The organism is Halpernia sp. GG3 (assembly GCF_052976925.2).
The window spans coordinates 1-25677 of sequence record NZ_JBRIIR020000006.1 but is presented as its reverse complement, the minus strand read 5'-3'; the positions used below and the strand labels follow the sequence as shown (position 1 = coordinate 25677).

The window sequence follows — 25677 nt, the reverse complement described above, 5'->3', positions numbered from 1 at the left end:
AATGGAAGATTTGAAATTTTGCCCGAAATGTGGTCAGGAAACAATAATTTGGAATGGCATTTCTAAATTATCCTGTAAAAATTGTGATTTTGTGATGTATCAAAATGTAGCAGCAGCCGTCGCAGTTTTAATAAAATATAAGGAAAAATACCTTTTTACCCGAAGAAATAAAGAGCCGAAAAAAGGATTTTTAGATTTATCCGGAGGTTTTACAGATCCTGAAGAATCCTCTGAAATTTCTTGTAAAAGAGAGCTTAAGGAAGAATTAAATCTTGATGTTGAAACAGAAAATTTACAGTATTTAGGAAGTTTACCCAATATCTACCTCTATAAAAATATCAAATATAATACATTAGACTTATTTTATTTATATGAAATTCAAAGTGAAATCCAATTTAAGCTTCAGCGAGAAGAAATCTCTGAAACTATTTGGCTTGGGGAAAACGAAATAGAACTAGGCGATCTCGCTTTTGATTCACAAAGGAAATTTCTTAAAAAATATTTTAATATTTCTGAGATTTTATAATATCCTGAAAATAATTAATCAGAACTTTTCGCTGCGCATCGGTAAGATTTGATTTCGGGTGATAAGGAATATAAGCCGCCATCGGCATTGATTTATCCTGCAACTCATTTACTGAATTTTCTAACATGTTTTTCTTTAAATCTGAATTAAAAGTAGTCCATTCAGAAAAATTGAGATGTTCTCTACCCTCATTTATATGATGTTTTATTGACCATGAAAAAGGTGCGATGAAAGCGTAATAAGGATAAACTGTCTCGTTGGAATGACAATCGTAACAGGCATTTTTTAAAATTTCCTTCACTTGGTTTGTAGCATTAAAAACCGCTGTAAAGTTTTCTGATTTTTTCACTGGCTTATTTTCTCTGTCTACAGGTATAAACTGAATTAATGATACAGCAATTACGAACCAAAATATAACCGTTTTGAATACCTGCATAATTATTTACCTGAAGACCTAGTTGCAGAAGGTTTTTTTAAGGCTCTGTCTTTCTTAACTTCCATTTTCGAATTGCCAAAATTACTTTTAGTAGATGTTTCTGGTAAATCACTATTTTCATCATACGGTGTCATATTATTTAAATCCCACGACTCCACAATTTCCCAAAATGGTTTTACCACCAATTTTTTATTAAACATAAAAACATCCTCCGCGTAAGTTTGTTTTAGAAAATCGATACTGTCCCAAATTCCATTTTCATTATTGTCTACTAAAATCCTGACTGTATACGTGCCTGGTTTAAGCTCCGTGAATTTACTATTTTCATCATTTGATTTTTTAGAATAGGCAACTTTATTATCTGCGTCAACGATTTCTATCCAAAAAGGGTGAACTGGTTTATTAATCAGTGTTAAAGTAAAGCTGCCATAGTTTTCAGATTTATCCCCTTCAAAATTCCATTGATAAGATTTTGCGATACTTTCAAAATAAGACGATACTGATCCCTTTAAAACAGTTAACTGGTAATTTTTACCCTCTTTAAAATCAGATCTTATTAAAACTTCATGCGGATTTGTTTTTGAGATTTCAGCAGTAAAACTTTGTTTAATACTATCTGAAAGAATGGAAAATTTTTCCGGCAGTATATTTTCGACCGGTAAATTAGAATAAATTTTGAAGGCTTTCTTCGGCGCTAATAAATTTCCTTCCCGGCTGCTTAATCCCATAAGCGCTTTTGCATCATGCTTATAAAATAAAGAAATACTGTCTTTTTTAAGGCCGGTTTGATAACCAAATTTCAAATTCTGAGAATTTTGAACCCCAACATTCTCTTTTAACGCATCAAAATAAACATTTACACTATCCGATTTTGGCTGATGAACTATTTTATAATCTTTTAATAAGTCACCTTTCAGTTGCACTTTCACTTCTTCGGGATGACCTTCAAATAAAAGTAAAACACCACCAGGCTGCGGTTTCCATTCTACATATTTAACCGGTTTTTTTGAAGGATAAATATTAAACTTCAGCCCTGAAACATCATTTTTTAAATCAATTTCAGCTTTTTGAAAACCTACTTTTTCTGTGCCATTGTCAAAAACAGAATTACCGTTTTCATCATTAAATGCGATAATTTTATATTTCCCGGGAGAGAGATAATTTAACTCAAAATAACCATCAGGATCTGTCTTTGTAATGTAATAGGGCTTTTGGCGGTAATTCATAGAATCCTTCACTTGAAAAAGACCGACTACAATATTTTTTTCTTTATTATCCGCACTCTTTTTATTACTCAAAAACGCATCTTTTACGACACCGCTGATATACAAATTATCAATTTTATCACCTGTGGAAAAAGCAAAATTATAGTATGGAAGCGGATTTCCTTCATTATTATCCTGTATAGAATTTCCAAAATTAAAACTATAAGTGGTGTTGGCTTGAAGCGTATCTTTCCACTGAACTAGTACAAACTTGGTGGCAAGATTTGAGGGAAAAATCTTTGTAATCTGCTTGATGGGTGGAGAAATAATCAGATTTTTATTAACATCTTTTAGAATTACATATTCATCAAAATCTAACCGGAGCTGGTGAATATCTCTTGGCACATTTACACGCAAAGAATCAATATTTGAACCTAAAAATTTGGGCGCAATTGTGTCTTTTTTCCCACCAACTGGAGAACCAACTCTTGCGCAGGAAAAAGTAAGAAGTGTGAATAAAAGTAAATACAAATAATTCTTCATAACTACCACTTTATATCTTCTTTTTTAATGACTAAAATACCGCTCATTAACAATAAGTCTTTTTAAAATTTTTAATGCGATTTTTTTAACTTTAAAATCGGGTGAAAAGTTACGTATTTTCTTTTCTAAAATCCTTATTCTGAACTATCATCGGTCTTAAAACCGTCATTCGGATTTGTTATTTTTTCTAATTTTTCTTTCTCAAATGGGAAATCTTCAAATAAACTGGATAAAGATAATGCGGAATAAACACGAGATGAATATTTATTTCCGATCGCCACAATGGTAACATTAGATTTAAGTAAATGGGCAAAAACGGCGTTGCTTCCGTGCCACCAACCATTATGATAAGTTAATTTTTCACCATTATCAAAAATTTTCATTCTAAAACCAATACCGTAATTGTTAATTCCAGGGTTTTCATTACTGTGCGGTTCAAAAATCATTTTCATTAAATCTTCACGAAGAAAATTTTTGGCAAACAAAGCTTTTGAAAAATTTAATAAATCCCGGGGTGTGGTATAAACATTTTTATCACCATAGATCAGATCTAACCGATCAAGCGGATACAATTTATTATTACCATTAAAAAAAGACTCTGATGCTGTTGCTGAATCTTTTTCTTCAAAAACATAGGTATAATCCATCTTCAAAGGCTTGAAAACAATTTCTTGCATTGCTTGGGGAAAAGGTATTTTCGTTACTTTTTCGATGATCAACGCCAACATTGCAAAATTGGTATTGCAATACATAAATCCAGAATTAGTCGCTTTCGCAAGTTCCGGTTTATAAGTAGTGAGCATATTTAAAATATCCCGATTACTTAGGTATTTTTTAGAAAGTTCAGGTGGCGCGGGTTTTATTCTTTCAATAAAATATTCATATTTTGGCAAGCCGCTCCTTTGCGATAAAAGATTAAAAACTGTCACTTCAGGATAAGGAAATTTCGGAAAAAATTTGGTGACAGGATCTTCTAATTTCAATAAACCACCTTCTACTAATTTCATAGCCGCCATCGCAGTCATAGTTTTTGAAACTGACGCGACATGTAACGGCGTATCTTTATTAATGGGCATTTGCTCATTTTCCCGTCCAAAACCGCGGTAATTTTCGTAAAGAATTTTATTTCCTTTCGCAACCAGAATTCCGCCGCTGAGATTTCCTTTTTCCCAAACTGTTTGGTAGTAATTCGCAATTACTTTTTTTATGGATGCTTCGTTTTGAAGTGTATTATTTTCATCGGTAAAAATCTTATCAACATCTACATTTCCATAATTTGGAAGTAAGGTTTCTAAAGATTTATTTGAGTCGGATTTTTTTTTACAGGACGAAAGGCTTAAAGCTAAAAAGAGAAATATAAAAGTTCGTTGCAGCATTATTATCAGCAGGTTTTTTTAAAGAAAAACGAATTTAGCAATAATCTTATAAAAACCTGAAGATCGAGAAAAGATTAAGAATACTTTAACAAAATTTTGTCCACAATTACCTGAGCAAGTTTCACCTTACTTTCGATCGTCCAGCCTGCAATATGTGGGGTGATGAGAACTTTATTAGATTTAAGAAGAAAATCTAACTCTTCATTCTCAATTTCTATGTTTTCAAACGAGGCTTTTTCAAATTCTAAAACGTCTAACGCAGCACCTTTAATTTTTTCGGATTTCAGAGCGGTTACAAGCGCTTTCGTATCAACATTTTTTCCTCGGGCTGTATTTATTAGAAAAAAGTTTTTCTGCATTTTGGAAATGAAATCTTCATTAATAATATATTGCGTGCTTTCATCGATCGGTAAATGTAAACTGACAAAATCTGCATTTTTTTGCAATTCTTCTAGCGAAACCTGCTTTCCTAAGTTATCTGACAAATTTGGCAAAATGTCGTAGAAAATGACCTCAACACCAAAACCGATCAGTCTTTTCGCCACAGCTTTCCCCATATTTCCATATCCAATAATCCCGAAAGTTTTACCTAATAATTCTTCACCCCGATTTTCTTCACGTTTCCAAATTCCTTTTTTTACTTCTTCGGAAGAAATAATTAAACGATTGGTTAGTAATAAGATCATCGCTAAAACCTGCTCTGCAACGGCATCTCGATTTCCTTCTGGTGAATTGATCAGTGTAATTCCTAATTCTTTGGCAACCTCAATATTTATGTTTTCCATTCCCGCACCAACTCTTGCGATGAACTTTAAATGTTTGGCATGGCGTAAAAAAATTTCATCTAAAGGAATTCTACTGCGAATAATGATTCCCTCAAAATCAGATATTTTTTCTAAAACCTCATCGTAAGTCGAGGTGAAATCTTCTTCAAAAGTGAAACCTTTCGCGGAAAGTTGCTCTTCTATAAGAGGATGATTTTTATCTAAAAGTAGAATTTTCATAAAAAATTGTGTTGACAAAAATTTAATTAATTATTTGCACTAACTAGCAGCCCGGCTTGAGTGAAGCTCCTTTTGCGAGGCGGAAGGCTGAGCAAAAGAGCGGGAACGGAAGACGGAAATGCTGCCCAAATAAATCTACTCCGAAAATAATTTTCTCAGTTCTACACTGTCTTTCGCCTTCATTCTGCCACCTAAAATTAGTGACAATTCCTTTCTACGAAGAGCGGCTTCCCATCTTTCAATTTCTTGCGGAGTTTCCGGGATTGCTTGAGGAATAGGAACTGGCACATTATATTCATCCACCGCAACGAAAGTATAAATACCGTCATTGGTGTGAATTTTCGTCTGTCTGATCGGATCATCTAACCAAACATCCACATAAATCTCCATAGAAGTGGAAAATGCGCGGGATACTTTGGCTTCTAAAACCACAATTCCTCCTTCCGGAATGGGTTTATCAAAAGAAACGTGATTGACAGAAGCAGTTACAACTCTTCTCGCACAATGCCGCGCAGCAGCAATTGCGGCACAACGGTCCATTTTTGCAAGCAATTCGCCGCCGAATAAATTTCTTAAAGAATTGGTTTCGTTGGGCAATACAATATTGGTCATTACTGTGAGCGATTCACCGACAGTTTTTTTATTTTTGGGCATTTGCAGTATTTTTAAGAGAAATAGAATCCGTTTTTAAACTTTGTTTTTTTTTAATAGGATTCATTTTTATTTTATTTGAGTTTTGAAAGGATTTTTTACCGAAAATTAAATCTGGATTTTGACTGGCAAAATAAATAATTGCAGCGGTTGGAATTATAAAAAATAACCACCACAATTTATTATTTGAAGTTCTGTAATCCGTGTTTGAATTTGTTATTAAATTGTTATGCTTATTTTTTAATTGGGCTAAATTAACTTCTTCTAAACCAAAATTATCTGGATTTTTTGTTGTAAACCTTTTTCCTTTAAATACTAAGCTATTGTCATTAATAAAGAAACTGCCTAATTCCGGTAATGTAAATTCTTTTTTATTTTCTAAAGAAGATTTCCAGTAGCTGGTTAATTCTTTTATTTTACTGTTACTCTCAGAAACACTGATGTTTTTTTGTACTGATAAATAATGAACAATACTTTCATCTTTTAGATCAAAATCTACATCAAAAAAGAATTCTTTTCCCGGGGGCAAAAAGGCCGCTGATTTTTCATCATAAAAAGCAGGAGAATCCCGATGCTGAAATATTCCGAAACCAGGAATTTTTACTTCGCCTCTTGTTACTAAATATTTTAAGATTAAATCCGTCATCATCATATTTTACGCAAATTTAAAGTAAATTTAATCAAAAAAAAGACTGCAAAACAGCAGTCTTTAAATTTAAAAAACAAAAATATTATTTGATGAATTTCACTACTTCAGTCTCGCTGCCATTAGAAACTTTTACCATATAATTTCCTCTTTGGTCAATATTAAGATCCAACGCAGAACCAGAAGATTTTACCTGAGATTGTTTAATAACTTTTCCTGACATATCATAAATGGTAATATCTAAATTCCCAGTCTGTTTGGTGTACAATTTTCCATTTGCTACGAAGGTGTTTTTCTTAGCATTTTGTAAATCGTTTACCGCTAATGTTGAAATAGTTACTGGACTCCAACCTGTTGCGTGGGCCGCGTCAGTAGTACTAAATCCAGAACTTCCACCACCAGGATTTTGATTAGTTGCATAATTATAAATAAATTTAATATTATTTATTTTAGTTCCTGAAGGAAATAAAGTTGATAGGTTCACTGTTGTGGTATAATTACCACTACCATCATTTACCAAATTGGTTCCTGGGTAAGCACCTAATACGTTAGTTGATGCTGCTTGATTGGGCGCTGTATCTGCCACATCAGTATAAGCATACAAATTAACAGGTGCTGAGGTCCAATCTGTTCCGGTAGTTCCGTCAACTTTGGTACTAAATTTAACACTATTACCAGTAATAGTAATTTTCATTTGCTGTGCATTGATAAAAAATCCGCACGTAATCATTAAGAAAGAGAATAAATGTTTTTTCATTTTCTACAAATTTTAGTTAATATCATAACAAATGTATCAAATAATTAACATGAAAAAGTAAATTATTTTAAATATTTCCATGAAAAACCAAACATTATTATTGTCCCAGATTGAGAAAAATAGTACGGTCCATCATAAACAAAGCCATTATTTACATATTTTTTATTAAACAAATTATTTACTAATACATTAAAAGTGAAATTGTTTTTATCGAAGCTCAAATTGTATTGCGCAGAAAAATCTGAAAGCAAATAATCATTCAATTTATAAAGCGCATTTTCCGTATTATCTAAATATTGTTTGCCAACATATTGATTCTGAATTTTAAAACTAAGATTTTTCGTGGGTGAATACTGTAAACTTAGGTTAGACAAAAAATCTGGCGATAAAGATATTGCTGTATTTCCAAGATTCTGAATGGCAGCTCCTTCCTCAGTGAAAAAATTTCTATTTCGATTCTGACTTAAGGTCACATTTGCCGCAAGTAAAAATTTTTTATAAATAGGAATTGCAGTAGAAATCTCAAGTCCTCTTCGGTAACTTTTACCAGAATTAACGCGGATAAATTCTCCCACACTATTAATCTGACCATTATAAACCAATTGATTTATATAGTTCATGTAATATAGATTGGCTGTAACTGAGGCGTTCCCAATTTTCTGTTCCCAGCCGGCTTCAAAATCATGAAGTTTTTCCGGTTGCGTTTGCTGATTTGCAAATAAATCGTCACGGTTCGGTTCTCTATGTGCATGGGCATAAGAAAGAAACAATTTACCACCATTAATTCTATAATTAATCCCAAATTTTGGATTAAAAAAGAGCCATTTTTTCTCTAAATTTACACCGTCGTTATCACCCTGCTGTAAAATTTTTGTAGAATAATTGATGTTTCTGAGTTGCAGATCACCGAAAAATTCAAAATCATGAACTTTGATTAGAGCCTTAGCAAAGCCAGAAACCTCATTTTTTAAAGAATTATTTCTATAATATTCATAATTATCAACCTGGGGAAACTGAACGCCCGAAACATTACCATAGTGGCGACCAAAATATTGATTTGCTACTGCTCCAAAATTCAGATCAATATTATCAAATTTTCCATACAGAGTAGAAACGGCACCATAAAAATCATTATTCAGCCATTTTTTACGGGTAAAATCAGTACTTGTAATTTCCTGATTATTTACCGAAATATTTGGTAAATTATAATCGGAAAAAGCAGCACCCTGTTTATAATTTTTATAATAACCTTGTCCTTTTGTATAATGTAAAGTGGTTTCAAGATTCCAGTTTTTGCTAAAATTCTGCTCCCATAATAACTGATAATGATTTTGCTTATAATTATCAGTTTCGTCCTTATAAAAATCAATGATCTGGCTATAATCAGAATTGTAAATAGCGCCAGAAATATTGAATTTTGGGTCTGTCAACCAAGTTTCGCGGGCGATTCCATTGTAAGCTTGGTAGGTTTTTTCTTTTCCACCAAAAGTGATGAAGCGCAATTTGGTTTTGTTGGCTTCAAACAAGGCAGAAAACTGATAAGATTCTAAATCAGAAAAAGCACGGTCGATATAACCATCAGAATGAATTTTTGAGTACCGGCCGGACACAGACAATTTATTATTAAAAAATTTTCCAGAACCGATCTCAGCTGAATATTTATAAGTGTTTAATGAACCATAACTTTCATCAGATTTTATGTAAAATTTTTCCGCTGGATTTTTCGTTAAAACATTCACACTTGCGCCAAATGCCGAAACACCATTACTGGAAGTTCCCACACCGCGCTGAATAATAATTTGTGAAGCCGAACTCGCCAAATCCGGAACATCCACAAAATAAGTCCCCTGGCTTTCAGAATCATTGTACGGAACGCCATTTAGCATTACATTAATAGAAGCCCCGCCCACACCACGAATTCTAAAACCTGTGTAACCTACGCCGTTTCCAGCGTCTGAAGTTGATAAAACCGAGGTTTGATTTTTAAGTAAAATAGGTAGATCCTGCGCGAGATTTTTATCGCCTAAATCTTTTTCAACATTGATAATGTCTTTGGCAACCGGCAGTCTGCGGGTAAAATTAACGGACTCGATCTCTTTTGTTTTGAGAGAATCCTGCGTTTTTTGTTGCGCAAAAAATAATGGACCTGCGCAAAGTCCTAAAAAAATAAATCCTTTCATTCTTTTAATTTTTTTTAAATAAATTATAGGAATAAAAGGGGAAATAATAAGATACAGTCACCAAAAATTTGGCGTTTTCCCTAAACAGCATTACCTGTTCTAGGTTCTTTGGGTATCATCTCAGCCTTTCACAGCACCCCTTTTTTCTTCATGCAAAGATAGAAAAATAGTGGAAATTTAGATAAAAAAATTAATAAAAATTATTTTGGCGCCAAATTTCCTCATTCCGTTCCCAATCTTTTCTTCCGCCGCGGCGGATAAAAAGGATTTCCCCTCAACTCGGGGCGCAGTTTTGTTTTAGAAATAAGAGTATCTTAAAATTTAGTAAGCCATATTATTTTCATCCACGTAGAAATATTCCTTATTATCCACACTTACTTCAAACATTTTCCCCAAAAACCAGGAATAATTCAGTTTAATATCAGCATAAATAAAAGGAATAATCACCTTTGCATTTTTATCAATCACACCAAATTTATTATTATAAACCGCAACTATCATCGGGTTATTAATATCATCACCTTCCATAACGTGCAATCTTTGGTATTGGGGGTAAATTACAAAGTCTTTATAATTTCCTTCGTTGATGGAATCTTTATCAACCAAGCCAAAAAAACCATGCATAATATAGGCTTTGTATTTTTGAGCTTTATATTCTGAGGGACATTTTGCTAAATCTTTTGTAATATATTTATAAACTTTTTTACCACTTTTGTTGATGCGATACGCAATTTTATTCTCTTCTACAGTTGCATATCCAGACCCGCCAAACAGTCTTACTTTTTTATTTTTTGAATTTAAAAGATTACAGTCAGAATTAAAAAACATGGCGAGATTGTATTTTGGTGCAATAACATACTTTCTTTTATGATTAACATAGCCAAAATTTCCGTTAATTTTTTGAGGAATTAAATCTGGAACCTTATTTATCCTACCAGAATCGTTTTGTGCAGAAAATAAGGTTGTTAGAAATATAAAATTAAAAAAAAAAGTTTTCATCATAGCGCTTACTTAAAAATAAATACCAAAAATAAGCATTATAAATTTCGCAGTATAAAAAACAAAATTATGATTACTGCAATGATATAAATTGCAGTTTTCCCGAATAAAATTTTTCGTGTTTTTGGATATTTATATTTTAAAGAAAAATACTCAAATAAAATTCCGACGAAAGCATAAGGAAGCGCAACTATAAATAAAGCATTATCAGCAAAAGCAGCTTTTAAATTACCATGTAATAAATTATGAACCGCACGTTGACTGCCGCAACCTGGACAATCTAAACCCGTGATTGCTTTGAAAGGGCATTTAATAATAAAATTTGTAGAGAGCGGGTCAACGAAATAATAAAATATCAATCCGCCAATCAAAAATAAAATTATTAAAAGAAATAATAATTTGTTTTCTTTAATCCACATTTAACGATTCATCACGCCGCCAAGAATAGCCATTCCTCCGAATGCCATAAATAATACTACGGTTAATAAACCAACTCCAACACTTACCATCACTAAAGTTTTGGCAGTTCTGGAAGCACTTTCTGCGCCCGCAATATCTCCACGATAAAATTTAGATTCTACTCCAGCGGCATAAATAATACTGATGACTCCCAGGATTTGGCAACAAAAAATAGTTACTAAAATTGACTCTACCAGCCATGTTTTCGGCGGTATACCATTCTGATTGTTAGAAATTGGACTGGAGTAGTTTTCCATATTTAATTTTTAAGTAAATATATTATAAATAGTTTGAAACAATAATCAAAATTTTTAATATAAATAAAATTATTTCATTTTCAATTTATAATTTCTTAAATTTGGACTTCAAACATTAAAGTAAAAAACAAGCATATGACTTTCGACATTGACATGATTAAAAAAGTGTATGAACGTTATCCTGAGCGTATTGCAGCTGCAAGAAACGCCGTCGGAAAACCTTTGACACTCTCAGAAAAAATTCTTTATTCTCACCTTTGGGAAGGTAGCGCTTCACAAAATTTTGAACGTGGAAATTCTTATGTAGATTTCGCACCAGACCGTGTTGCGATGCAGGACGCGACTGCCCAAATGGCACTTTTACAATTTATGCAAGCCGGCAAAACTAAAGTTGCAGTTCCTTCTACAGCGCATGCTGACCACCTGATACAAGCGAAAGTTGGTGCTGAAAAAGATTTACAGGAATCATTAAATAAAAATTCTGAAGTTTTTAATTTCTTAAGCTCAGTTTGTGATAAATACGGGATTGGTTTTTGGAAACCCGGCGCTGGAATTATTCACCAGGTTGTTTTGGAAAACTATGCATTTCCTGGGGGAATGATGATTGGAACTGACTCTCACACTGTGAACGCAGGTGGTTTAGGAATGGTCGCAATTGGCGTTGGTGGTGCAGATGCAGTTGACGTAATGGCAGGAATGCCGTGGGAATTAAAAATGCCTAAACTAATTGGAATTAAATTAACTGGAAGACTGAATGGTTGGACTTCCGCGAAAGATATCATCCTAAAAGTAGCCGGAATTCTTACTGTAAAAGGTGGAACTGGCTGCATCGTTGAATATTTTGGTGATGGTGCGATTTCACTTTCAGCAACAGGAAAAGGAACAATTTGTAATATGGGCGCTGAAGTTGGCGCTACCACATCCACTTTTGGATATGATGATTCCATGCGCAGATATCTATCAGCCACAGGAAGACAAGACATCGTAGATGCGGCCGATAAAATTTCAGAACACTTAACTGGTGATGCTGAAGTTTACGCTAATCCAGAATTGTATTTCGATGAAGTGATAGAAATTAATTTAGATGAATTAACACCTCATCTAAATGGTCCTTTCACACCAGATTTAGCGACCCCCGTTGCAGAATTTAGAGAAAAGGCTTTGGCAAATGACTGGCCATTAAATATTGAATGGGCTTTAATTGGGTCTTGTACTAATTCTTCTTACGAAGATCTTTCCAGAGCTGCTTCTGTTGTTGAAGATGCGGTTGCACAAGGTGTAAAACCAAAAGCAATTTTAGGAATAAATCCAGGTTCTGAACAAGTTAGATTTACCGCGGAAAGAGATGGTTTTTTAGATTCTTTTAGAAAATTTGAAAACGCCAGAATTTTTACCAACGCTTGCGGACCCTGCATTGGACAATGGGATAGAGAAGGTGCAGAAAAAGGCGAAAAAAACTCTATTATTCATTCTTTTAATAGAAATTTTGCGAAAAGAGCAGACGGCAATCCAAATACAAATGCGTTCGTGGCGTCGCCGGAATTGGTTGCGGCCATTGCCATAGCAGGAAGATTAGATTTCAACCCAATCACGGACACTTTAACTAACGAAAGTGGTGAACAAATAAAATTAAAAGAACCATCTGGAAGTGAATTACCAAGTAAAGGTTTCGCTGTGGGTGACAATGGTTATCAATCGCCGTCCAAAGATGGATCTTCAGTTCAAATAAATGTAAATCCAGATTCTGATCGTTTACAACTTTTAACACCTTTTGATGCTTGGGATGGAAAAAATATTACCAATGCAAAAGTTTTAATTAAAGCGTTTGGAAAATGTACAACTGACCATATTTCTATGGCTGGACCTTGGTTAAAATACCGTGGACATCTTGATAATATTTCTAATAATATGTTGATTGGTGCGATCAACGCATACAACATGGAAACAAACAGTGTTAAAAACGAATTAACTGGTGAGCACGGCGAAGTTCCTGCGGTAGCAAGAGCATACAAAGCGGCAGGAGTTCCAACAATTGTTGTAGGTGATCATAATTACGGCGAAGGTTCTTCCCGAGAACACGCTGCGATGGAACCAAGACATCTTGGTGTAAAGGCGGTTTTGGTAAAATCTTTCGCGAGAATTCACGAGACTAATTTGAAAAAACAAGGAATGCTTGGTTTGACTTTTAATAATGAAGAAGATTACAATAAAATCCAGGAAGATGACACTGTTAACTTTTTAGATTTAGACCAGTTTTCTGTAGGTAAACCTTTGAATATTGAATTTAAACATAAAGATGGAAGTTCAGATGTGGTTTTAACAAATCATACTTATAATGAAGCGCAAATCGCTTGGTATAAAGCAGGTTCTGCATTAAATTTAATTGCAGCAGAAGCAGCAAGAAACGCTTAATTTTTTAAGTTAATATAATTCAAATCCCTTTCGGAAGAGAGGGATTTTTTTATTTTAATTTTGAAAAAAATTGTGATCTGTAATTCTCGCCGAGTGGAATATCTTTTTTTGAAATTAGTGACACAAAATTACTTCCAACCTTTAAAATTTTGTCGGTATTTAATATGTAAGATTTATGAATGCGTTGAAAATTATGTGGGAGTTGCGTTTCCAGTGATTTTAAAGTTTCGAGGTAAATATATTCTTTATTTTCAGTTTTAATATTGACGTAATCTTTAATGCTTTCTATATATAAAATTTCACTAAAATTAATTCTAACTAGCTGACCGTCGCATTTTATAAAGAAATAAGTCTCTGTTTTAACCGCATCAAAATGTAATCTTTCTTTCGCTTTCTCTACACTTTTTTGGAAATTAGCTAAAGAAATTGGCTTCAATAAATAATCGATAACTTCATATTCGTAACCTTCCAACGCGTAATCTGAATAGGCGGTAGTAAGAATATATTTTACTTTAGTTCCTACTATTTTCATGAAATTAATACCGGAAAGTTCAGGTATTTGAATATCTAAAAAAACCAGATCAATCTCATTTTTTTGAATAAAATCAATTGCGATGATCGGATTATCAAAAGTGGAAGAAAGTTGTAAAAAATCAATTTTCTGCGTATAATTTTCTAATAATTGAATGGCCAAAGGTTCATCGTCAACAATAATAAATTTTATTTTTTTCATGGCTTTAAATCAATGATCAACTGTATTGAAAAATCATTTTCGTTTTCGTTAATATTTAATATAAATTTTTTTGGATAAAGAATTTCCAGTCGCTTTTTCACGTTCGTAATTCCTATTCCCGAAACGGAATCTTTTATTCCATTTCCTTTAAAATTGTAAATAGAAAAATCAAGTTTTCCTGCTTCTTCATTTATTTTCAAATCAAATCCTTTTTCATTAAAAACGATTTCTTTTAATTATAAAATTCCGACTAAAAATAAAAATGCAAACATTGATCAAAATTTATTAGAAAAAGATAAAAAAGAAGAAAGCGGTTTAGTTCCGGTTCAATAAAATATTTAAATTAAAAATGCTCTAAAAATTTGGAGCATTTTTAACAATTTTTCAGGTCTTAATTCTGATTCCAGTAACGCAATATTCAAAGAAGCATCTGATAGATTTGTTGCCAGAAGATCGGAGTAAATGTAAAGTCGCAATTGATCATCCTTATTAAAGAAAGCAATTCTGATATAAAGCATGGTCCATCTCGCTCCTGGCGTCGGTAGAACCGTATTTGTCAGCCAAATTCCGTCTGGAACATCAGAATTACTTACACCTACTGATTGAAAAATATTTCTGCTAGCGCTTCTATCAATAAGTCTTATGCTAGATTTTATAATGTAAGTTCCACTTGTGGCAAATGATTTTAAATATAAAACGTTTACTTTTAGGAAGAGGTTTAAAAATTGCGTTTACTTTTTTTAAATAATTTTAGAATTTTAATTATTTAAACAGATAAAATAAATTTTGTAGTTACTTATATTTCGCACGCTTTCCAAACTGCATCATTTTGCGGAACTGGCGCTGTTACTGAAATTTTCTCTTTTGTCACAGGATGCAGAAATTCTAAATTTCTGGCATGTAAATTAATGCCGCCGTCGGGATTTGAACGTGGCGAACCATATTTTAAATCTCCTTTTATGGGAATTCCAATTTTAGACAATTGCGCCCGAATTTGATGGTGCCGACCGGTTTCTAAATCAACTTCAAGCAACTGGAAATTATCTAAAACTTTTATAATTTTATAATTTAAAATAGATTCTTTTGCGCCTTCTGTAGCTTTCGGAAAAACGGTAGATTTATTATTTTTCTCGTTCTTTTGCAAGAAGTGAACGAGTCTTTGCTCTTTTGGAATTTCAATCTTTGGAACAACTGCCCAATATGTTTTTTTTACTTCGCGGTTTTTAACCATTACAGTTAAACGTGATAAAGCCTTTGAAGTTTTAGCGTAAATGACGCAACCTGAAGTTGGTCTGTCAATTCTATGAACCAGTCCAAGAAAAACATTTCCAGGTTTGTGATCTCTTCTTTTAATAAAATTTTTAATAGAATCCAGTAAGGATTCATCACCGGTTTTATCACCTTGTACGAGTTGTCCGGCTTTTTTATTGATAATTAAAAGATGATTATCTTCAAAGATAATTTGGTCTTGCATTTCTTATAATTTTACTTGCAATCCTGTCATTGCATTGATGCCGTGCGGATTTACTTCGTACACATTTGTAGACATATGTAACCCTTTTATTCCCAAATCTACAATTATGGCAATATTTTGCGTTAAAAATAATTTTGAATTTAAACCAAAATAAAGAAATAAGCCTTTTTCTTTTACCTTATACCGAAAATCTTTACGGACTAAAGGTTCTTCTTTTACAAACTTAATAAAGGATAAACCCTCCCTAAAATCAGCGGAAATTTTCAATTTTTTTTCTGAAAATAATAGGATTTGTTCTCTAACAACAATCGTATTAAATCGAAGTTTATATAAGAGCCAATCATTATCATTATGAAAATTATTTCTGGAATGCTCGAATCCGATGGCAATATTAAATTTTTCAGTTAGGTCTTTTCCAAAAAAAACGGTCGCACCATTAAAATAGTTGCGGTGTGTGCTTTTCAAAGATAATGCAGTTACTTCTATATATAATTGATCACTGCTTAAATTTTCATTACTCTGAGCAGTAAATTTTACGAAAAAGAAAACAAAAAAAAAGCTTGATAAAATTTTCATTAAATATATGCAAATCTACCGTTGCTGCATTTTCGGTCGCCCAACTAAGGAAATTATTACTCCTCCCAATAGACCAATAGTTTTTAAATAAAATAAAGTGCCCATGCTTGCTGGAATAAATGCGCCCACGATGCAGAACACTGCGGCAGCATACATTGGATAAATTAATTTTGGATTTGATAAAGTAGGCGCTTGAAAGAAGAAACTCGCACCAATCAAAAGATAAAATAATTGATTAAAAATAAAGCTATTGATAGGTTCAGAAAAAGGATGAAGCCAACCAATAATTAAACACGCCAACGCGCCAATGGATAAAATTGCTTGAGTACTGAGTTGATTATTCATTAATAACTTTCTTTTTCGTTAGGGAAATCCTGGGCTTTCACATCTTTCACGTATTGTGAAACTGCGCCAGTGATTTCAGTATATAAATCTAAATATCTGCGTAAAAATTTTGGCGTAAAATCTTTGTTCATCCCTACCATATCGTGGTAAACTAATACCTGGCCGTCACAGTCTGGTCCGGCGCCGATTCCAATTGTAGGAATGGAAATACTTTCAGAAACTTTTTTGGCTAAATGGGCTGGGATTTTTTCTAAAACCAAAGCAAAGCAACCTAATTTTTCTAAAAGTTTAGCGTCAGAAACTAATTTTTCTGCTTCATCATCTTCCTTCGCCCGAACTTTATAAGTTCCGAACTGGTATATGCTTTGCGGCGTTAAACCCAAATGTCCCATGACAGGAATTCCGGCGTTTACAATTTTCTTTATTGATTTTTCAACTTCTACACCACCTTCCAGTTTTATTGCATGCGCACCTGATTCTTTCATAATTCTAACCGCAGATTCCAATGCTTTATGAGAATCACTTTGATAAGAACCAAATGGTAAATCTACCACAACGAGCGCTTTTTCTACGCCACGAACGACGCATTGTGCGTGATAAATCATCTGATCTAGAGTTATAGGCAGCGTTGTTTCATGACCAGCCATCACATTTGAAGCAGAATCCCCAACCAAAATCGCGTCGACCCCGCCCGCATCTACCATTTTTGCTGTGGTAAAATCATACGCCGTGAGCATAGTGATTTTTTCCTTATCAAACTTCATTTTTCGCAAAGTTTCGGTCGTAATTCTTTTTATTTCTGAGTGTACAGACATGTTTTTTAGATTATTGTTTTTAGTGAAAGCTCTTAAAAATATAAATTTTAATTAATCTTTAATTTAAATTTACATATTTACATGGCCAACCTTCATTAATTTTTCGTGATTAATGATTTTTATATTTCTACCTTCCACTTCAATTAAATTGTCGTTTTTAAATTCAGATATTAAGCGAATCGCACTTTCAGTAGCCGTTCCGATAATATTTGCGATTTCTTCTCTGGTTAAGGAAATCTGGATAAATCCTTCTGGGTTAGTTCCAAGTTTTTGTTCCAGTAAAAGTAAAATCTCAGCCAGTCTTTCCCGAACCGTTTTCTGGGCTAGAAAAGTAACTGTGTTTGAAGATTCACCCAATTCAAAGGCAATCTTCTGCAACATAGAAAAGCATAATTTGGTGTCAACTTCCAGCAAATGCATAAAAACTTCTGTTGGCAAAAAAGTAACTTCAATATCAGACATCGCCTCAGCACTTGCTTGGAAATCTTCCCCACAAAGCAGTGAACGATAGCCGATTAAGTCTCCTTCTTTCACAAATCTCAAGATCTGTTCCTTGCCATAAACTCCAGATTTTGATAATTTTAAAGTTCCTTTTTCAATGTAATAAACACCTTTCGGTTTTTTACCATCTTCAAAAAGAAGATGTCCTTTTTTAAAACTCAGTTGCTGCTTTTCGGAAAGATATTTTTTAAAATCTTCGTCGGATAAGTTTTCCTTAAACGATTCTTCATTAAAAACCTTCTGAAAATTCTCTGCAACGCTTTGCTGTTGTTCTAAAGACATATTGATGACATTTATCAACAAAAATAGAGATTTTAAGACCGAAATGCAACTATAAATAATATAATTTTGCAAATCAATAAGATAGATGATTCAGACTAATTGTTTTCATTGTGGGCAAGAATTTGAGAAAGAACGCATCTTTTTTGATCAAAAAGAGTTTTGCTGTAATGGATGCAAATCTGTATTTGAAATTCTTAATATCAATAACTTAGGAACTTTTTATGACCTTAATAAAAGTTCAGGAGTCCGTCCAAATTCTGAAAATAATGATCAATTTGATTATTTAGACACGCCAGAAGTTTTTGAAAAAGTTGTGGATTTCTCTGAAGGAAAAACCACTTTGATTACTTTTAAAATTCCCGTAATTCATTGTTCTTCCTGTATTTGGCTATTAGAAAGTTTGCAAACTTTAGAAAACAATATTTATTACTCTCAAGTCAATTTTACACGAAAAACGGTCCAAGTTTCCTTTAATTCGGAAGAATTACCCCTAAGTAAATTAGCAAAATTCCTGACTAATCTTGGCTACAAACCTATTATTAGTTTAGAAACTGCAGAAAAAAAAGAAGAATTTTTAGATAAATCTTTAATTATTAAAATTGCAATCGCGGGTTTTGCCTTTGGAAACGGAATGTTCTTTAGTTGGCCAGAATATGTTGGCGGAAATGATTTTTACTTTCATCAGTATAAAAATTTATTTCGTTTTTTAATGTTTCTTATGGCTTTTCCAGTTGTTTTTTATTCGGCGTCAGATTATTATAAATCGGCGTGGTATGCTTTAAAAAATAAAATAATAAACATTGACATTCCCATTGTAATCGGGATTTTTGTACTCTTTGGAAGAAGTTTATATGAAGTCCTTACAGACTTTGGACAAGGTTATTTTGATACGCTGTGTGGTTTAATTTTCTTTATGCTTTTAGGTAAATATTTCCAGAAAAGAACATACAGCGCCCTTTCTTATGATAGAGATTACAAGTCATTTTATCCAATTGCGGTCACTAAAGTTGATTTTAATGGTGTTCAACAAAATATTTTATTGTCTGAGTTAAAAGTGGGCGATAGAATTATGGTACGCAACCAAGAAATAATTCCCGTAGATGCGGTTTTAATAAAAGGTGAAGCAAATATTGACAACAGTTTCATCACAGGAGAATCTGCTTCGATTGCAAAAAAAGCAGGCGATAAAATTTTTGCCGGGGGGAAACAAGTTGGGGCGATTTTAGAATTGGAAGTGATAAAAAATGTTAACCAAAGTTATCTCACGCAACTTTGGAATAAGGAAACTTTCAAAAAAATAGAATCGGGTTTAGATACGATGACTAATAATCTGAGTAAATATTTTACAATTATTATTTTAGGAATTACACTTTTAGCCGCTATTTTCTGGATAAGAATTGACTTTGAAAAAATGTTTCAAGTCGTTTGCGCCATTTTAATTGTGGCTTGTCCCTGCGCTTTGGCGCTTTCTGCACCATTTACTTTCGGACATATTATGCGGATTTTAGGACGCAACAAATTTTATGTAAAAGACGCATTAACAATTGAAAAAATTGCAAAGATCAATACTTTCGTTTTTGATAAAACAGGAACAATCACGCACAATAAAAAATCTGATATAAAATATTCTGGCATAGACATTTCTGACTCTGATTTAGAAAACCTAAAGAGTTTAATTAAAAACTCGACGCATCCCCTTTCTAAACTTTTGTATGATTTTATTGATGTGAAAGATCCTTATTTTGAGATTGAAAATTACGCGGAAATTGCGGGGAAAGGTTACAGTGGAAAAGTGAAAAGTCAGGTGTATCAAATTGGTTCTGCTAATTTCGTTGGTGAAAATTCTACCGATTTAGAAAGTGCAGTTTATATCAAAAAAAATGATGAATTTTTGGGTAAATTTATTTTTAAAAATGAATACCGTTCGCAATTAAAGGAAATGTTTTCTGCTTTAAATCAATTTAAAATAAATATTCTGAGCGGTGATAATGCCTCGGAAAAAAGCGTTTTAGAGAAAATAATTACAAATGCAACGGAATTAAAATTTAATCAGAACCCTGAAGATAAATTACAATACATCCAATATTTACAAAATAAGGGTCAAAATGTAGCAATGATCGGTGATGGCTTAAATGATGCAGGCGCTTTGAAGCAAAGCAATGTGGGCATTGCAATTGCCGATGACAGTAATTCTTTTACGCCTTCTTCGGACGTGATTATGGATGGAAAGAAAATCACAAAAATTAAAGATTATTTTGACTTGTGCAAAGACGCTGTGAAAATTGTGAAAATTACATTTGGCATCAGTCTGATGTATAATATTATTGGTTTAACATTTGCAATTACGGGCAATCTATCACCTTTAAAAGCTGCTATTCTAATGCCGATCAGTTCAATAAGTGTCGTGATTTTTACTTCTGCGGCAACTTGGTGGCGCTCAAGGAAATATTTTGAATTATAAGTTTATTTTAATATCTTTCTTTTGCCTTGAAGAAAATATTCAAGACCGGAAACTTACCTAAAAATTAGATTTTAATTCTAAAATTTCCAAATTCGGGCGGAATGTTCAATTTTTTTTGAGATGTTCAATTTTTACTGCCACTCAAACACTTGAAATTTTAACGATTTAAATAAAATTTTCTTAACGGTTCCGTTTCCAGGGTCGAAAAAATACAAAAGCAGCGAAAAATTTCGCTGCTTTTGATCAAACAAAAACTATTTGAAAAATTTCTACCAAATCTTTACTCTTAAAGAATCTGGGATGTACATTTTATCACCTTTTTTAATATTGAAGGTTTTGTAAAAAGCCTCAACGTTAGGGAAAGGTCCATTCACTCTGTATTTCGCGGGCGAATGAACGTCGGTCAATAATCTCTGAGCCAAGGATTCCTTTCTGATATTATACAACCAACCTAAAGAATAACCTAAGAAAAAGCGTTGTGCAGGCGTTTGACCATAAAGTTTTTTGCCTTCTTTATATTGCTTGGTTTTTTGAAATGCATCCCAACCTAGAAGTACGCCGCCCAAATCTGCAATATTTTCTCCTAACGTGGCTTTGCCATTAATGTGTATTCCTTTTACAGGTTCAAATTGATTAAATTCGTTGACCATTACATCTGCTCTTTTGTTAAATTTTACAACATCTTCCGGCGTCCACCAATTTTTAAGATTTCCCTGCGCATCAAACTGTCTACCTTGATCATCAAAACCATGTGTGATTTCGTGCCCGATAGTAGAAGCCGCGGCATAACCATAAACCAGAGCATCATCCAAATCTGCATCTTTTGTTCCGGGAACAATAAAAATTCCCGCTGGTAAAACGATTTCATTATTGGACGGATTGTAATAGGCATTGTAAGTTTGGGGCGTCATATCCCACTCATCGCGGTTTACGGGTTTTCCCAATTTGTTTAATTCATAATTATTCAGCCAAATATGTGCAGCGATTACATTTAAAGCATAAGGCTGGTCTTTAATTTTCATGGCCGAAAAATCTTTCCATTTATCTGGATAACCCACTTTTTTCTTCATTTTCGCTAATTTATCCAAAGCCTTCACTTTAGTTTCCGGGCTCATCCAATCGAGTTTTTGAATTCTTTCTTTCAATGCGCCTCGTATTTCTTCGACTATGTTTTCATATCGTTTTTTTGCTGTCGCATCAAAATTTTCTTTAACAAACAACTGCCCTAAAGCTTCACCAATTGCGTTTTCTTCGGTTCCTAAAACTCTTTTCCAGCGCACTTCTTGTTTTTTAGTTCCATTTAAAGTTTTACCGTAAAAATCAAAATTTTCCTGGTCAAAGTTTTTACTTAGATAGGGCGCATATTCCGTAATTAAATGGTATTTCATATAATTCTTCCAAACGTCTATCGGCGTAGATTTTAATAGACTACTAAGCGATTTTAAATATTCTGGTTGACCAATGATCACGCTATCTATTTTTTTCACATTGGCTTGGTTTAACCATGAAATCCAATCAATATTTGGTGTCAGTTTCTGTTGAATATCTTCAATTTTATATTTGTTATAATTTTTATAAGGATCACGTAGATCTTCGAGTTTTCTACTCGATTTTGCCATTTCAGTTTCTAACTTTAAAATATTTTCGGCTGATTTTGTCGCCGTTGCGGGATCTTGCCCGATCATCGAAAGCATTTTCTCGATATGTTTTGGATAAAGATTTCTAACTTTTGACGTTTGTTCATCCGTATTAAAATAATAATCACGATTTGGCAAACCCAATCCGCCTTGGTCAATATTAAAAGCCTCAACGGAACTTTTTTTAGAATCTTGCGCAACACCAGCACGAAAAAGCGTTGAAACCCCTATTCTTTGTAAATCAGCGGCTACTTTTAAAAGTGATTTTTCATCAGTAATTGCATCAATCTGGGACAAATAACTGTTAAGGGGTGCATATCCACTTTTGTCAATATTTAGAGTATCTAATCCACTTTTCCAGAAATTTGCAATTTTTTTCGAAATATCACCCTGCGGATTTTTCACAGCATCTTCGTTGATGATTCTTAATCTTTTTTGAAGATCATCAGTAACCAACCTCCCAATTCCATTACTGCTGTATTCGTCTGGGATAGGATTTTTCTTCAGCCACCCACCATTGGCATAATCAAAAAAATCATCATTGGGTTTAACGGTAGGGTCAATATTGGTTGATAGAAAATCAACCGGTGGTTTTTCTTGTTTTTTGCAAGCACCTAAAGATAAAAGACCTATTAAAAATAGTGAAAAATGCAGATTACGCTTCATTGTATAAGTTTATTTAAATTTTTTCTAAATTACAAAACCTTGGTGAAAACATAACATTTTAAATGGATTTCCCTTCAAAAAAAATTTTTAACAATAATTAACGTTTTCTGACTTAAGTCATCTAATTTATCTATTTATAAAAATTATAAAACCTATTTTTGTGAGGCGATATGGATATACTTTATTTAATGATAATTTGCAGTGTTTCAATAGCTGCCGTATTTTTAATATTATTTATTATTGGGGCGAAAAATGGGCAGTTTGAAGATGATGAATCACCTGCGGTGCGTATTTTAATGGAAAATGAAGTTATAAAAGAAAGTCCAAAATCAGAACAAAAACAAACTTAGATTAAACAATAAAGAACAAAAAGTGATTGACACATATGGAAACACAGAAATTTAGTTATGACAATGGAATAGTCAGGGGATTTCTCTACGCCACGGTAGTATTTGGGCTACTTGGAATGTTACTTGGTTTAACAGTAGCATTGCTCTTATTTTATCCAGAATTGCCAGAATTTTTATTTGGGACGGATGATCTAACTATAAAAAGTTTGTCTTCAGGCAATCTACAAGGTCTTATTAATTCTCAAGGAAAATTTGGTTTTGGAAGATTGAGAATGATGCATACTAACACCGTTATTTTTGCTTTTGTGATGAATGGCTTCTTCGCTGGGGCTTATTACTCACTTCAAAGATTATTAAAATCAAGAATGTGGAGTGATACCTTATCTTGGGTACATTTTTGGGGATGGCAATTTATGATCATTGCCTCTTTGGCTACTTTTATGTACGGGATTAATACTTCAAAAGAATACGCTGAACATGAGTGGCCCATTGATATTTTAATATTAGTCGTGTGGTTGGTTTTTGGTCTAAATATGTTTATGACCATTGCTAAAAGACGAGTTCGTCACTTATATGTTGCCATTTGGTTTTACATAGGAACTTGGGTCGCGATTGCAATGCTTCACGTTTTTAATAATTTAGAAGTTCCTTTAACCTTTGGTGGGTGGAAATCTTATTCTGCTTATGCAGGTGTGAAAGATGCATTGGTACAATGGTGGTATGGACATAATGCAGTGGCTTTCGTACTGACAACGCCAATTCTTGGTTTAATGTATTACTTTTTACCAAAAGCAGCAGACAGACCTGTTTTCTCATATAAATTATCAATTATTCACTTTTGGTCTTTAATTTTCGTTTACATCTGGGCAGGACCTCACCATTTGCAATACACCGCAATTCCGGCTTGGGCGCAGGCTTTGTCTACAGGATTTTCAATAATGCTAATTGCACCTTCTTGGGGTGGAATGCTTAATGGATTACTAACTTTAAGAGGTGCTTGGGATAAAGTTCGCGAAAATCCCGTTTTAAAATTCTTCGTTGTCGCACTTACTTGTTATGGCATGGCTACTTTTGAAGGACCACTTTTAGCCACAAAAACTTTAAACAAAATTGGCCATTATACCGATTGGGTTATTGGCCACGTACATGTTGGCGCTTTAGGATGGAATGGATTCATGACTTTTGGTATCATCTATTATCTTTTGCCAATCATGTGGAGAACTAAATTATGGTCTACTAAATTAGCAAACTGGCATTTTTGGCTAGGAACCTTGGGAATTATTTTTTATGTGGTTCCCATGTACATCGCAGGTTTTACACAAGGATTGATGTGGAAACAATTTAATCCGGACGGTACTTTATTATATAAAAACTGGTTAGATACAGTATCAGCAATTATTCCTTACTACCAAATGAGATTTGTGGGCGGTATATTCTATATTTCGGGAGTTATACTAATGTGTGTAAATGTTGTGGGTACAGTAAGGCAAGGTTCTTTTCAAAAAAATGTACCTGCAGAGGCACCAGCTTTGGCTAAAATTTCCAGTGGTAGAAAAGAAGGCGAAGGTGTACATTTATGGATCGAAAGATTGCCCGTTTTATTAACAATACTGTCACTTTGTGCAGTTTCAATTGGTGGTTTTTTCGAAATTGTTCCGACTTTAACAATAAAAGAAAATGTTCCGACAATTTCAGCGGTGAAGCCATACAGTCCGTTGGAATTGGAGGGTAGAGATATTTATATCCGAGAAGGTTGCAACGCTTGTCACTCTCAAATGATTCGACCTTTCCGGGACGAAGTGGTAAGATTTAATGGTAAAAATGGCCAATATTCCAAAGCTGGAGAATTTATTTATGACAGACCATTTCTCTGGGGTTCTAAAAGAACTGGTCCTGATTTACAAAGAGAAGGCGGTAAAAATCCAAGTTCGTGGCATTTTAAACACATGCTGAATCCAAGGGTGACTTCTGCAGGTTCTATTATGCCGAGATTTCCCTGGTTAATATCTAATACGTTGGACAGAAGTCAATTAGTTACTAAAGTACAATTTCTAAAAGACACTTATGACGTACCTTACACAAAATCTGAAATCGACACTGCGAATGCATGGGCAGATCATCAATCTGAACATATCGTAAAACAGATTTATTCTGAAGCAGCGGACGTTAAAGAAGCCTTTGAGAAAAGAAAGAAAGAGGAAGGAAGTAAGTTTGTACCTCTTGAAAAGAGAGAAATCGTAGCGGTAATATCCTATTTACAGCGTTTGGGAACTGATATAAAAACTACTGAGGTTAAAACTGCAAGTAATTAGTCTTTAAAAAATTAAGGAGAATGATACCACAGAATTTTAAAGATATTTTATCAAACGGCGAAAATGTCGGATTA

General features: G+C 33.4%; 24 protein-coding genes. 5 read left to right on the top strand and 19 right to left on the bottom strand.

The features are described 5' to 3' along the window. The first annotated feature begins 1 nt into the window (after position 1). The gene (locus ACVBED_RS01090; RefSeq protein ID WP_447120736.1) at positions 2–526 is read left to right on the top strand and encodes an NUDIX hydrolase; all 525 of its coding nucleotides are present in this window, start codon (positions 2–4) and stop codon (positions 524–526) included. Here the strand turns inward: ACVBED_RS01090 and ACVBED_RS01085 are convergent. The 11 genes from ACVBED_RS01085 to ACVBED_RS01035 all read right to left on the bottom strand — a co-directional run bounded on the left by ACVBED_RS01085 (position 504) and on the right by ACVBED_RS01035 (position 11039). Continuing rightward, positions 504–962 carry a heme-binding domain-containing protein gene (locus ACVBED_RS01085; protein ID WP_447120735.1) on the bottom strand — a complete coding sequence of 153 codons (459 nt, stop codon included), beginning with the start codon at positions 960–962 and terminating at the stop codon, positions 504–506. The two genes, ACVBED_RS01090 and ACVBED_RS01085, sit on opposite strands and share 23 nt — an antisense overlap. Before the next feature lie 2 nt (positions 963–964). Further along, positions 965–2710, bottom strand: a complete 1746-nt coding sequence (locus ACVBED_RS01080) for an Ig-like domain-containing protein (RefSeq protein ID WP_447120734.1) — start codon at positions 2708–2710, stop codon at positions 965–967. Between the two features lie 134 nt (positions 2711–2844). After that, a complete protein-coding gene (locus tag ACVBED_RS01075; protein ID WP_447120733.1) occupies positions 2845–4086 on the bottom strand; it encodes a serine hydrolase domain-containing protein in 1242 nt (413 codons plus the stop codon). 74 nt (positions 4087–4160) lie between these two features. Next, a complete protein-coding gene (locus ACVBED_RS01070) occupies positions 4161–5090 on the bottom strand; it encodes an NAD(P)-dependent oxidoreductase (RefSeq protein ID WP_447120732.1) in 930 nt (309 codons plus the stop codon). 135 nt (positions 5091–5225) lie between these two features. Then, on the bottom strand, positions 5226–5744 hold the full coding sequence (locus ACVBED_RS01065) for an acyl-CoA thioesterase (protein WP_447120731.1): 519 nt from the start codon (positions 5742–5744) through the stop codon (positions 5226–5228). Beyond that, a complete protein-coding gene (locus ACVBED_RS01060) occupies positions 5731–6387 on the bottom strand; it encodes a hypothetical protein (RefSeq protein ID WP_447120730.1) in 657 nt (218 codons plus the stop codon). The genes ACVBED_RS01065 and ACVBED_RS01060 overlap by 14 nt, the downstream gene beginning before the upstream one ends. An 85-nt stretch (positions 6388–6472) precedes the next feature. Further along, positions 6473–7144, bottom strand: coding sequence for a T9SS type A sorting domain-containing protein (locus ACVBED_RS01055; protein WP_447120729.1), 672 nt, complete (start codon positions 7142–7144; stop codon positions 6473–6475). A 62-nt stretch (positions 7145–7206) separates the two neighbouring features. After that, positions 7207–9324, bottom strand: a complete 2118-nt coding sequence (locus ACVBED_RS01050) for a TonB-dependent receptor (RefSeq protein WP_473094371.1) — start codon at positions 9322–9324, stop codon at positions 7207–7209. Between the two features lie 321 nt (positions 9325–9645). After that, entirely contained in the window at positions 9646–10326 is a 681-nt protein-coding gene (locus tag ACVBED_RS01045) for a WG repeat-containing protein (protein ID WP_447120728.1), read from the bottom strand. Between the two features lie 35 nt (positions 10327–10361). Continuing rightward, positions 10362–10742, bottom strand: coding sequence for a DUF2752 domain-containing protein (locus tag ACVBED_RS01040; RefSeq protein WP_447120727.1), 381 nt, complete (start codon positions 10740–10742; stop codon positions 10362–10364). Beyond that, positions 10743–11039, bottom strand: coding sequence for a CD225/dispanin family protein (locus ACVBED_RS01035; RefSeq protein WP_447120726.1), 297 nt, complete (start codon positions 11037–11039; stop codon positions 10743–10745). Positions 11040–11174: 135 nt separating this feature from the next. Between ACVBED_RS01035 and ACVBED_RS01030 the strand changes: the two genes are divergently transcribed. Then, positions 11175–13451: an aconitate hydratase gene (locus tag ACVBED_RS01030; protein WP_473094370.1), complete on the top strand. Its 2277-nt coding sequence runs from the start codon at positions 11175–11177 to the stop codon at positions 13449–13451. Between the two features lie 49 nt (positions 13452–13500). Here ACVBED_RS01030 and ACVBED_RS01025 read toward each other — a convergent pair whose 3' ends face one another. The 7 genes from ACVBED_RS01025 to ACVBED_RS00995 all read right to left on the bottom strand — a co-directional run bounded on the left by ACVBED_RS01025 (position 13501) and on the right by ACVBED_RS00995 (position 18177). Then, positions 13501–14184 (bottom strand): LytR/AlgR family response regulator transcription factor, encoded by a 684-nt coding sequence (locus ACVBED_RS01025; protein WP_473094369.1) that lies wholly within the window; start codon positions 14182–14184, stop codon positions 13501–13503. Beyond that, positions 14181–14384, bottom strand: a complete 204-nt coding sequence (locus tag ACVBED_RS01020) for a hypothetical protein (RefSeq protein ID WP_473094368.1) — start codon at positions 14382–14384, stop codon at positions 14181–14183. The genes ACVBED_RS01025 and ACVBED_RS01020 overlap by 4 nt, the downstream gene beginning before the upstream one ends. 596 nt (positions 14385–14980) lie before the next feature. Further along, positions 14981–15658, bottom strand: a complete 678-nt coding sequence (locus ACVBED_RS01015; RefSeq protein ID WP_473094367.1) for an RluA family pseudouridine synthase — start codon at positions 15656–15658, stop codon at positions 14981–14983. Between the two features lie 3 nt (positions 15659–15661). After that, the gene (locus ACVBED_RS01010) at positions 15662–16234 is read right to left on the bottom strand and encodes a hypothetical protein (protein ID WP_473094366.1); all 573 of its coding nucleotides are present in this window, start codon (positions 16232–16234) and stop codon (positions 15662–15664) included. Positions 16235–16249: 15 nt separating this feature from the next. Then, positions 16250–16579, bottom strand: a complete 330-nt coding sequence (locus tag ACVBED_RS01005; RefSeq protein WP_473094365.1) for a hypothetical protein — start codon at positions 16577–16579, stop codon at positions 16250–16252. Beyond that, positions 16579–17394, bottom strand: a complete 816-nt coding sequence (gene panB / locus ACVBED_RS01000; protein ID WP_473094364.1) for a 3-methyl-2-oxobutanoate hydroxymethyltransferase — start codon at positions 17392–17394, stop codon at positions 16579–16581. Before panB ends, ACVBED_RS01005 begins: the two co-directional genes overlap by 1 nt. 69 nt (positions 17395–17463) lie before the next feature. Then, positions 17464–18177: a Crp/Fnr family transcriptional regulator gene (locus ACVBED_RS00995; RefSeq protein ID WP_473094363.1), complete on the bottom strand. Its 714-nt coding sequence runs from the start codon at positions 18175–18177 to the stop codon at positions 17464–17466. A gap of 85 nt (positions 18178–18262) precedes the next feature. Here ACVBED_RS00995 and ACVBED_RS00990 point away from each other — a divergent pair, with 85 nt between their 5' ends. After that, on the top strand, positions 18263–20638 hold the full coding sequence (locus ACVBED_RS00990; protein ID WP_473094362.1) for a heavy metal translocating P-type ATPase: 2376 nt from the start codon (positions 18263–18265) through the stop codon (positions 20636–20638). A gap of 269 nt (positions 20639–20907) precedes the next feature. Here ACVBED_RS00990 and ACVBED_RS00985 read toward each other — a convergent pair whose 3' ends face one another. Further along, a complete protein-coding gene (locus ACVBED_RS00985; protein ID WP_473094361.1) occupies positions 20908–22941 on the bottom strand; it encodes a M13 family metallopeptidase in 2034 nt (677 codons plus the stop codon). Positions 22942–23111: 170 nt separating this feature from the next. Between ACVBED_RS00985 and ccoS the strand changes: the two genes are divergently transcribed. Together ccoS and ccoN are read left to right on the top strand one after the other, a co-directional pair. Next, complete coding sequence (ccoS, locus tag ACVBED_RS00980) at positions 23112–23291, top strand: cbb3-type cytochrome oxidase assembly protein CcoS (RefSeq protein WP_473094360.1); 180 nt, start codon at positions 23112–23114, stop codon at positions 23289–23291. Between the two features lie 35 nt (positions 23292–23326). Continuing rightward, on the top strand, positions 23327–25603 hold the full coding sequence (gene ccoN, locus ACVBED_RS00975; protein WP_473094359.1) for a cytochrome-c oxidase, cbb3-type subunit I: 2277 nt from the start codon (positions 23327–23329) through the stop codon (positions 25601–25603). Positions 25604–25677 lie beyond the last annotated feature (74 nt).

Bases quoted from the DNA above. Each gene is read 5' to 3' on its own strand.
- ACVBED_RS01090 (WP_447120736.1), top strand. From the start codon at position 2: ATGGAAGATTTGAAATTTTGCCCGAAATGTGGTCAGGAAACAATAATT.
- ACVBED_RS01085 (WP_447120735.1), bottom strand. From the start codon at position 962: ATGCAGGTATTCAAAACGGTTATATTTTGGTTCGTAATTGCTGTATCA.
- ACVBED_RS01080 (WP_447120734.1), bottom strand. From the start codon at position 2,710: ATGAAGAATTATTTGTATTTACTTTTATTCACACTTCTTACTTTTTCC.
- ACVBED_RS01075 (WP_447120733.1), bottom strand. From the start codon at position 4,086: ATGCTGCAACGAACTTTTATATTTCTCTTTTTAGCTTTAAGCCTTTCG.
- ACVBED_RS01070 (WP_447120732.1), bottom strand. From the start codon at position 5,090: ATGAAAATTCTACTTTTAGATAAAAATCATCCTCTTATAGAAGAGCAA.
- ACVBED_RS01065 (WP_447120731.1), bottom strand. From the start codon at position 5,744: ATGCCCAAAAATAAAAAAACTGTCGGTGAATCGCTCACAGTAATGACC.
- ACVBED_RS01060 (WP_447120730.1), bottom strand. From the start codon at position 6,387: ATGACGGATTTAATCTTAAAATATTTAGTAACAAGAGGCGAAGTAAAA.
- ACVBED_RS01055 (WP_447120729.1), bottom strand. From the start codon at position 7,144: ATGAAAAAACATTTATTCTCTTTCTTAATGATTACGTGCGGATTTTTT.
- ACVBED_RS01050 (WP_473094371.1), bottom strand. From the start codon at position 9,324: ATGAAAGGATTTATTTTTTTAGGACTTTGCGCAGGTCCATTATTTTTT.
- ACVBED_RS01045 (WP_447120728.1), bottom strand. From the start codon at position 10,326: ATGATGAAAACTTTTTTTTTTAATTTTATATTTCTAACAACCTTATTT.
- ACVBED_RS01040 (WP_447120727.1), bottom strand. From the start codon at position 10,742: ATGTGGATTAAAGAAAACAAATTATTATTTCTTTTAATAATTTTATTT.
- ACVBED_RS01035 (WP_447120726.1), bottom strand. From the start codon at position 11,039: ATGGAAAACTACTCCAGTCCAATTTCTAACAATCAGAATGGTATACCG.
- ACVBED_RS01030 (WP_473094370.1), top strand. From the start codon at position 11,175: ATGACTTTCGACATTGACATGATTAAAAAAGTGTATGAACGTTATCCT.
- ACVBED_RS01025 (WP_473094369.1), bottom strand. From the start codon at position 14,184: ATGAAAAAAATAAAATTTATTATTGTTGACGATGAACCTTTGGCCATT.
- ACVBED_RS01015 (WP_473094367.1), bottom strand. From the start codon at position 15,658: ATGCAAGACCAAATTATCTTTGAAGATAATCATCTTTTAATTATCAAT.
- ACVBED_RS01010 (WP_473094366.1), bottom strand. From the start codon at position 16,234: ATGAAAATTTTATCAAGCTTTTTTTTTGTTTTCTTTTTCGTAAAATTT.
- ACVBED_RS01005 (WP_473094365.1), bottom strand. From the start codon at position 16,579: ATGAATAATCAACTCAGTACTCAAGCAATTTTATCCATTGGCGCGTTG.
- panB (WP_473094364.1), bottom strand. From the start codon at position 17,394: ATGTCTGTACACTCAGAAATAAAAAGAATTACGACCGAAACTTTGCGA.
- ACVBED_RS00995 (WP_473094363.1), bottom strand. From the start codon at position 18,177: ATGTCTTTAGAACAACAGCAAAGCGTTGCAGAGAATTTTCAGAAGGTT.
- ACVBED_RS00990 (WP_473094362.1), top strand. From the start codon at position 18,263: ATGATTCAGACTAATTGTTTTCATTGTGGGCAAGAATTTGAGAAAGAA.
- ACVBED_RS00985 (WP_473094361.1), bottom strand. From the start codon at position 22,941: ATGAAGCGTAATCTGCATTTTTCACTATTTTTAATAGGTCTTTTATCT.
- ccoS (WP_473094360.1), top strand. From the start codon at position 23,112: ATGGATATACTTTATTTAATGATAATTTGCAGTGTTTCAATAGCTGCC.
- ccoN (WP_473094359.1), top strand. From the start codon at position 23,327: ATGGAAACACAGAAATTTAGTTATGACAATGGAATAGTCAGGGGATTT.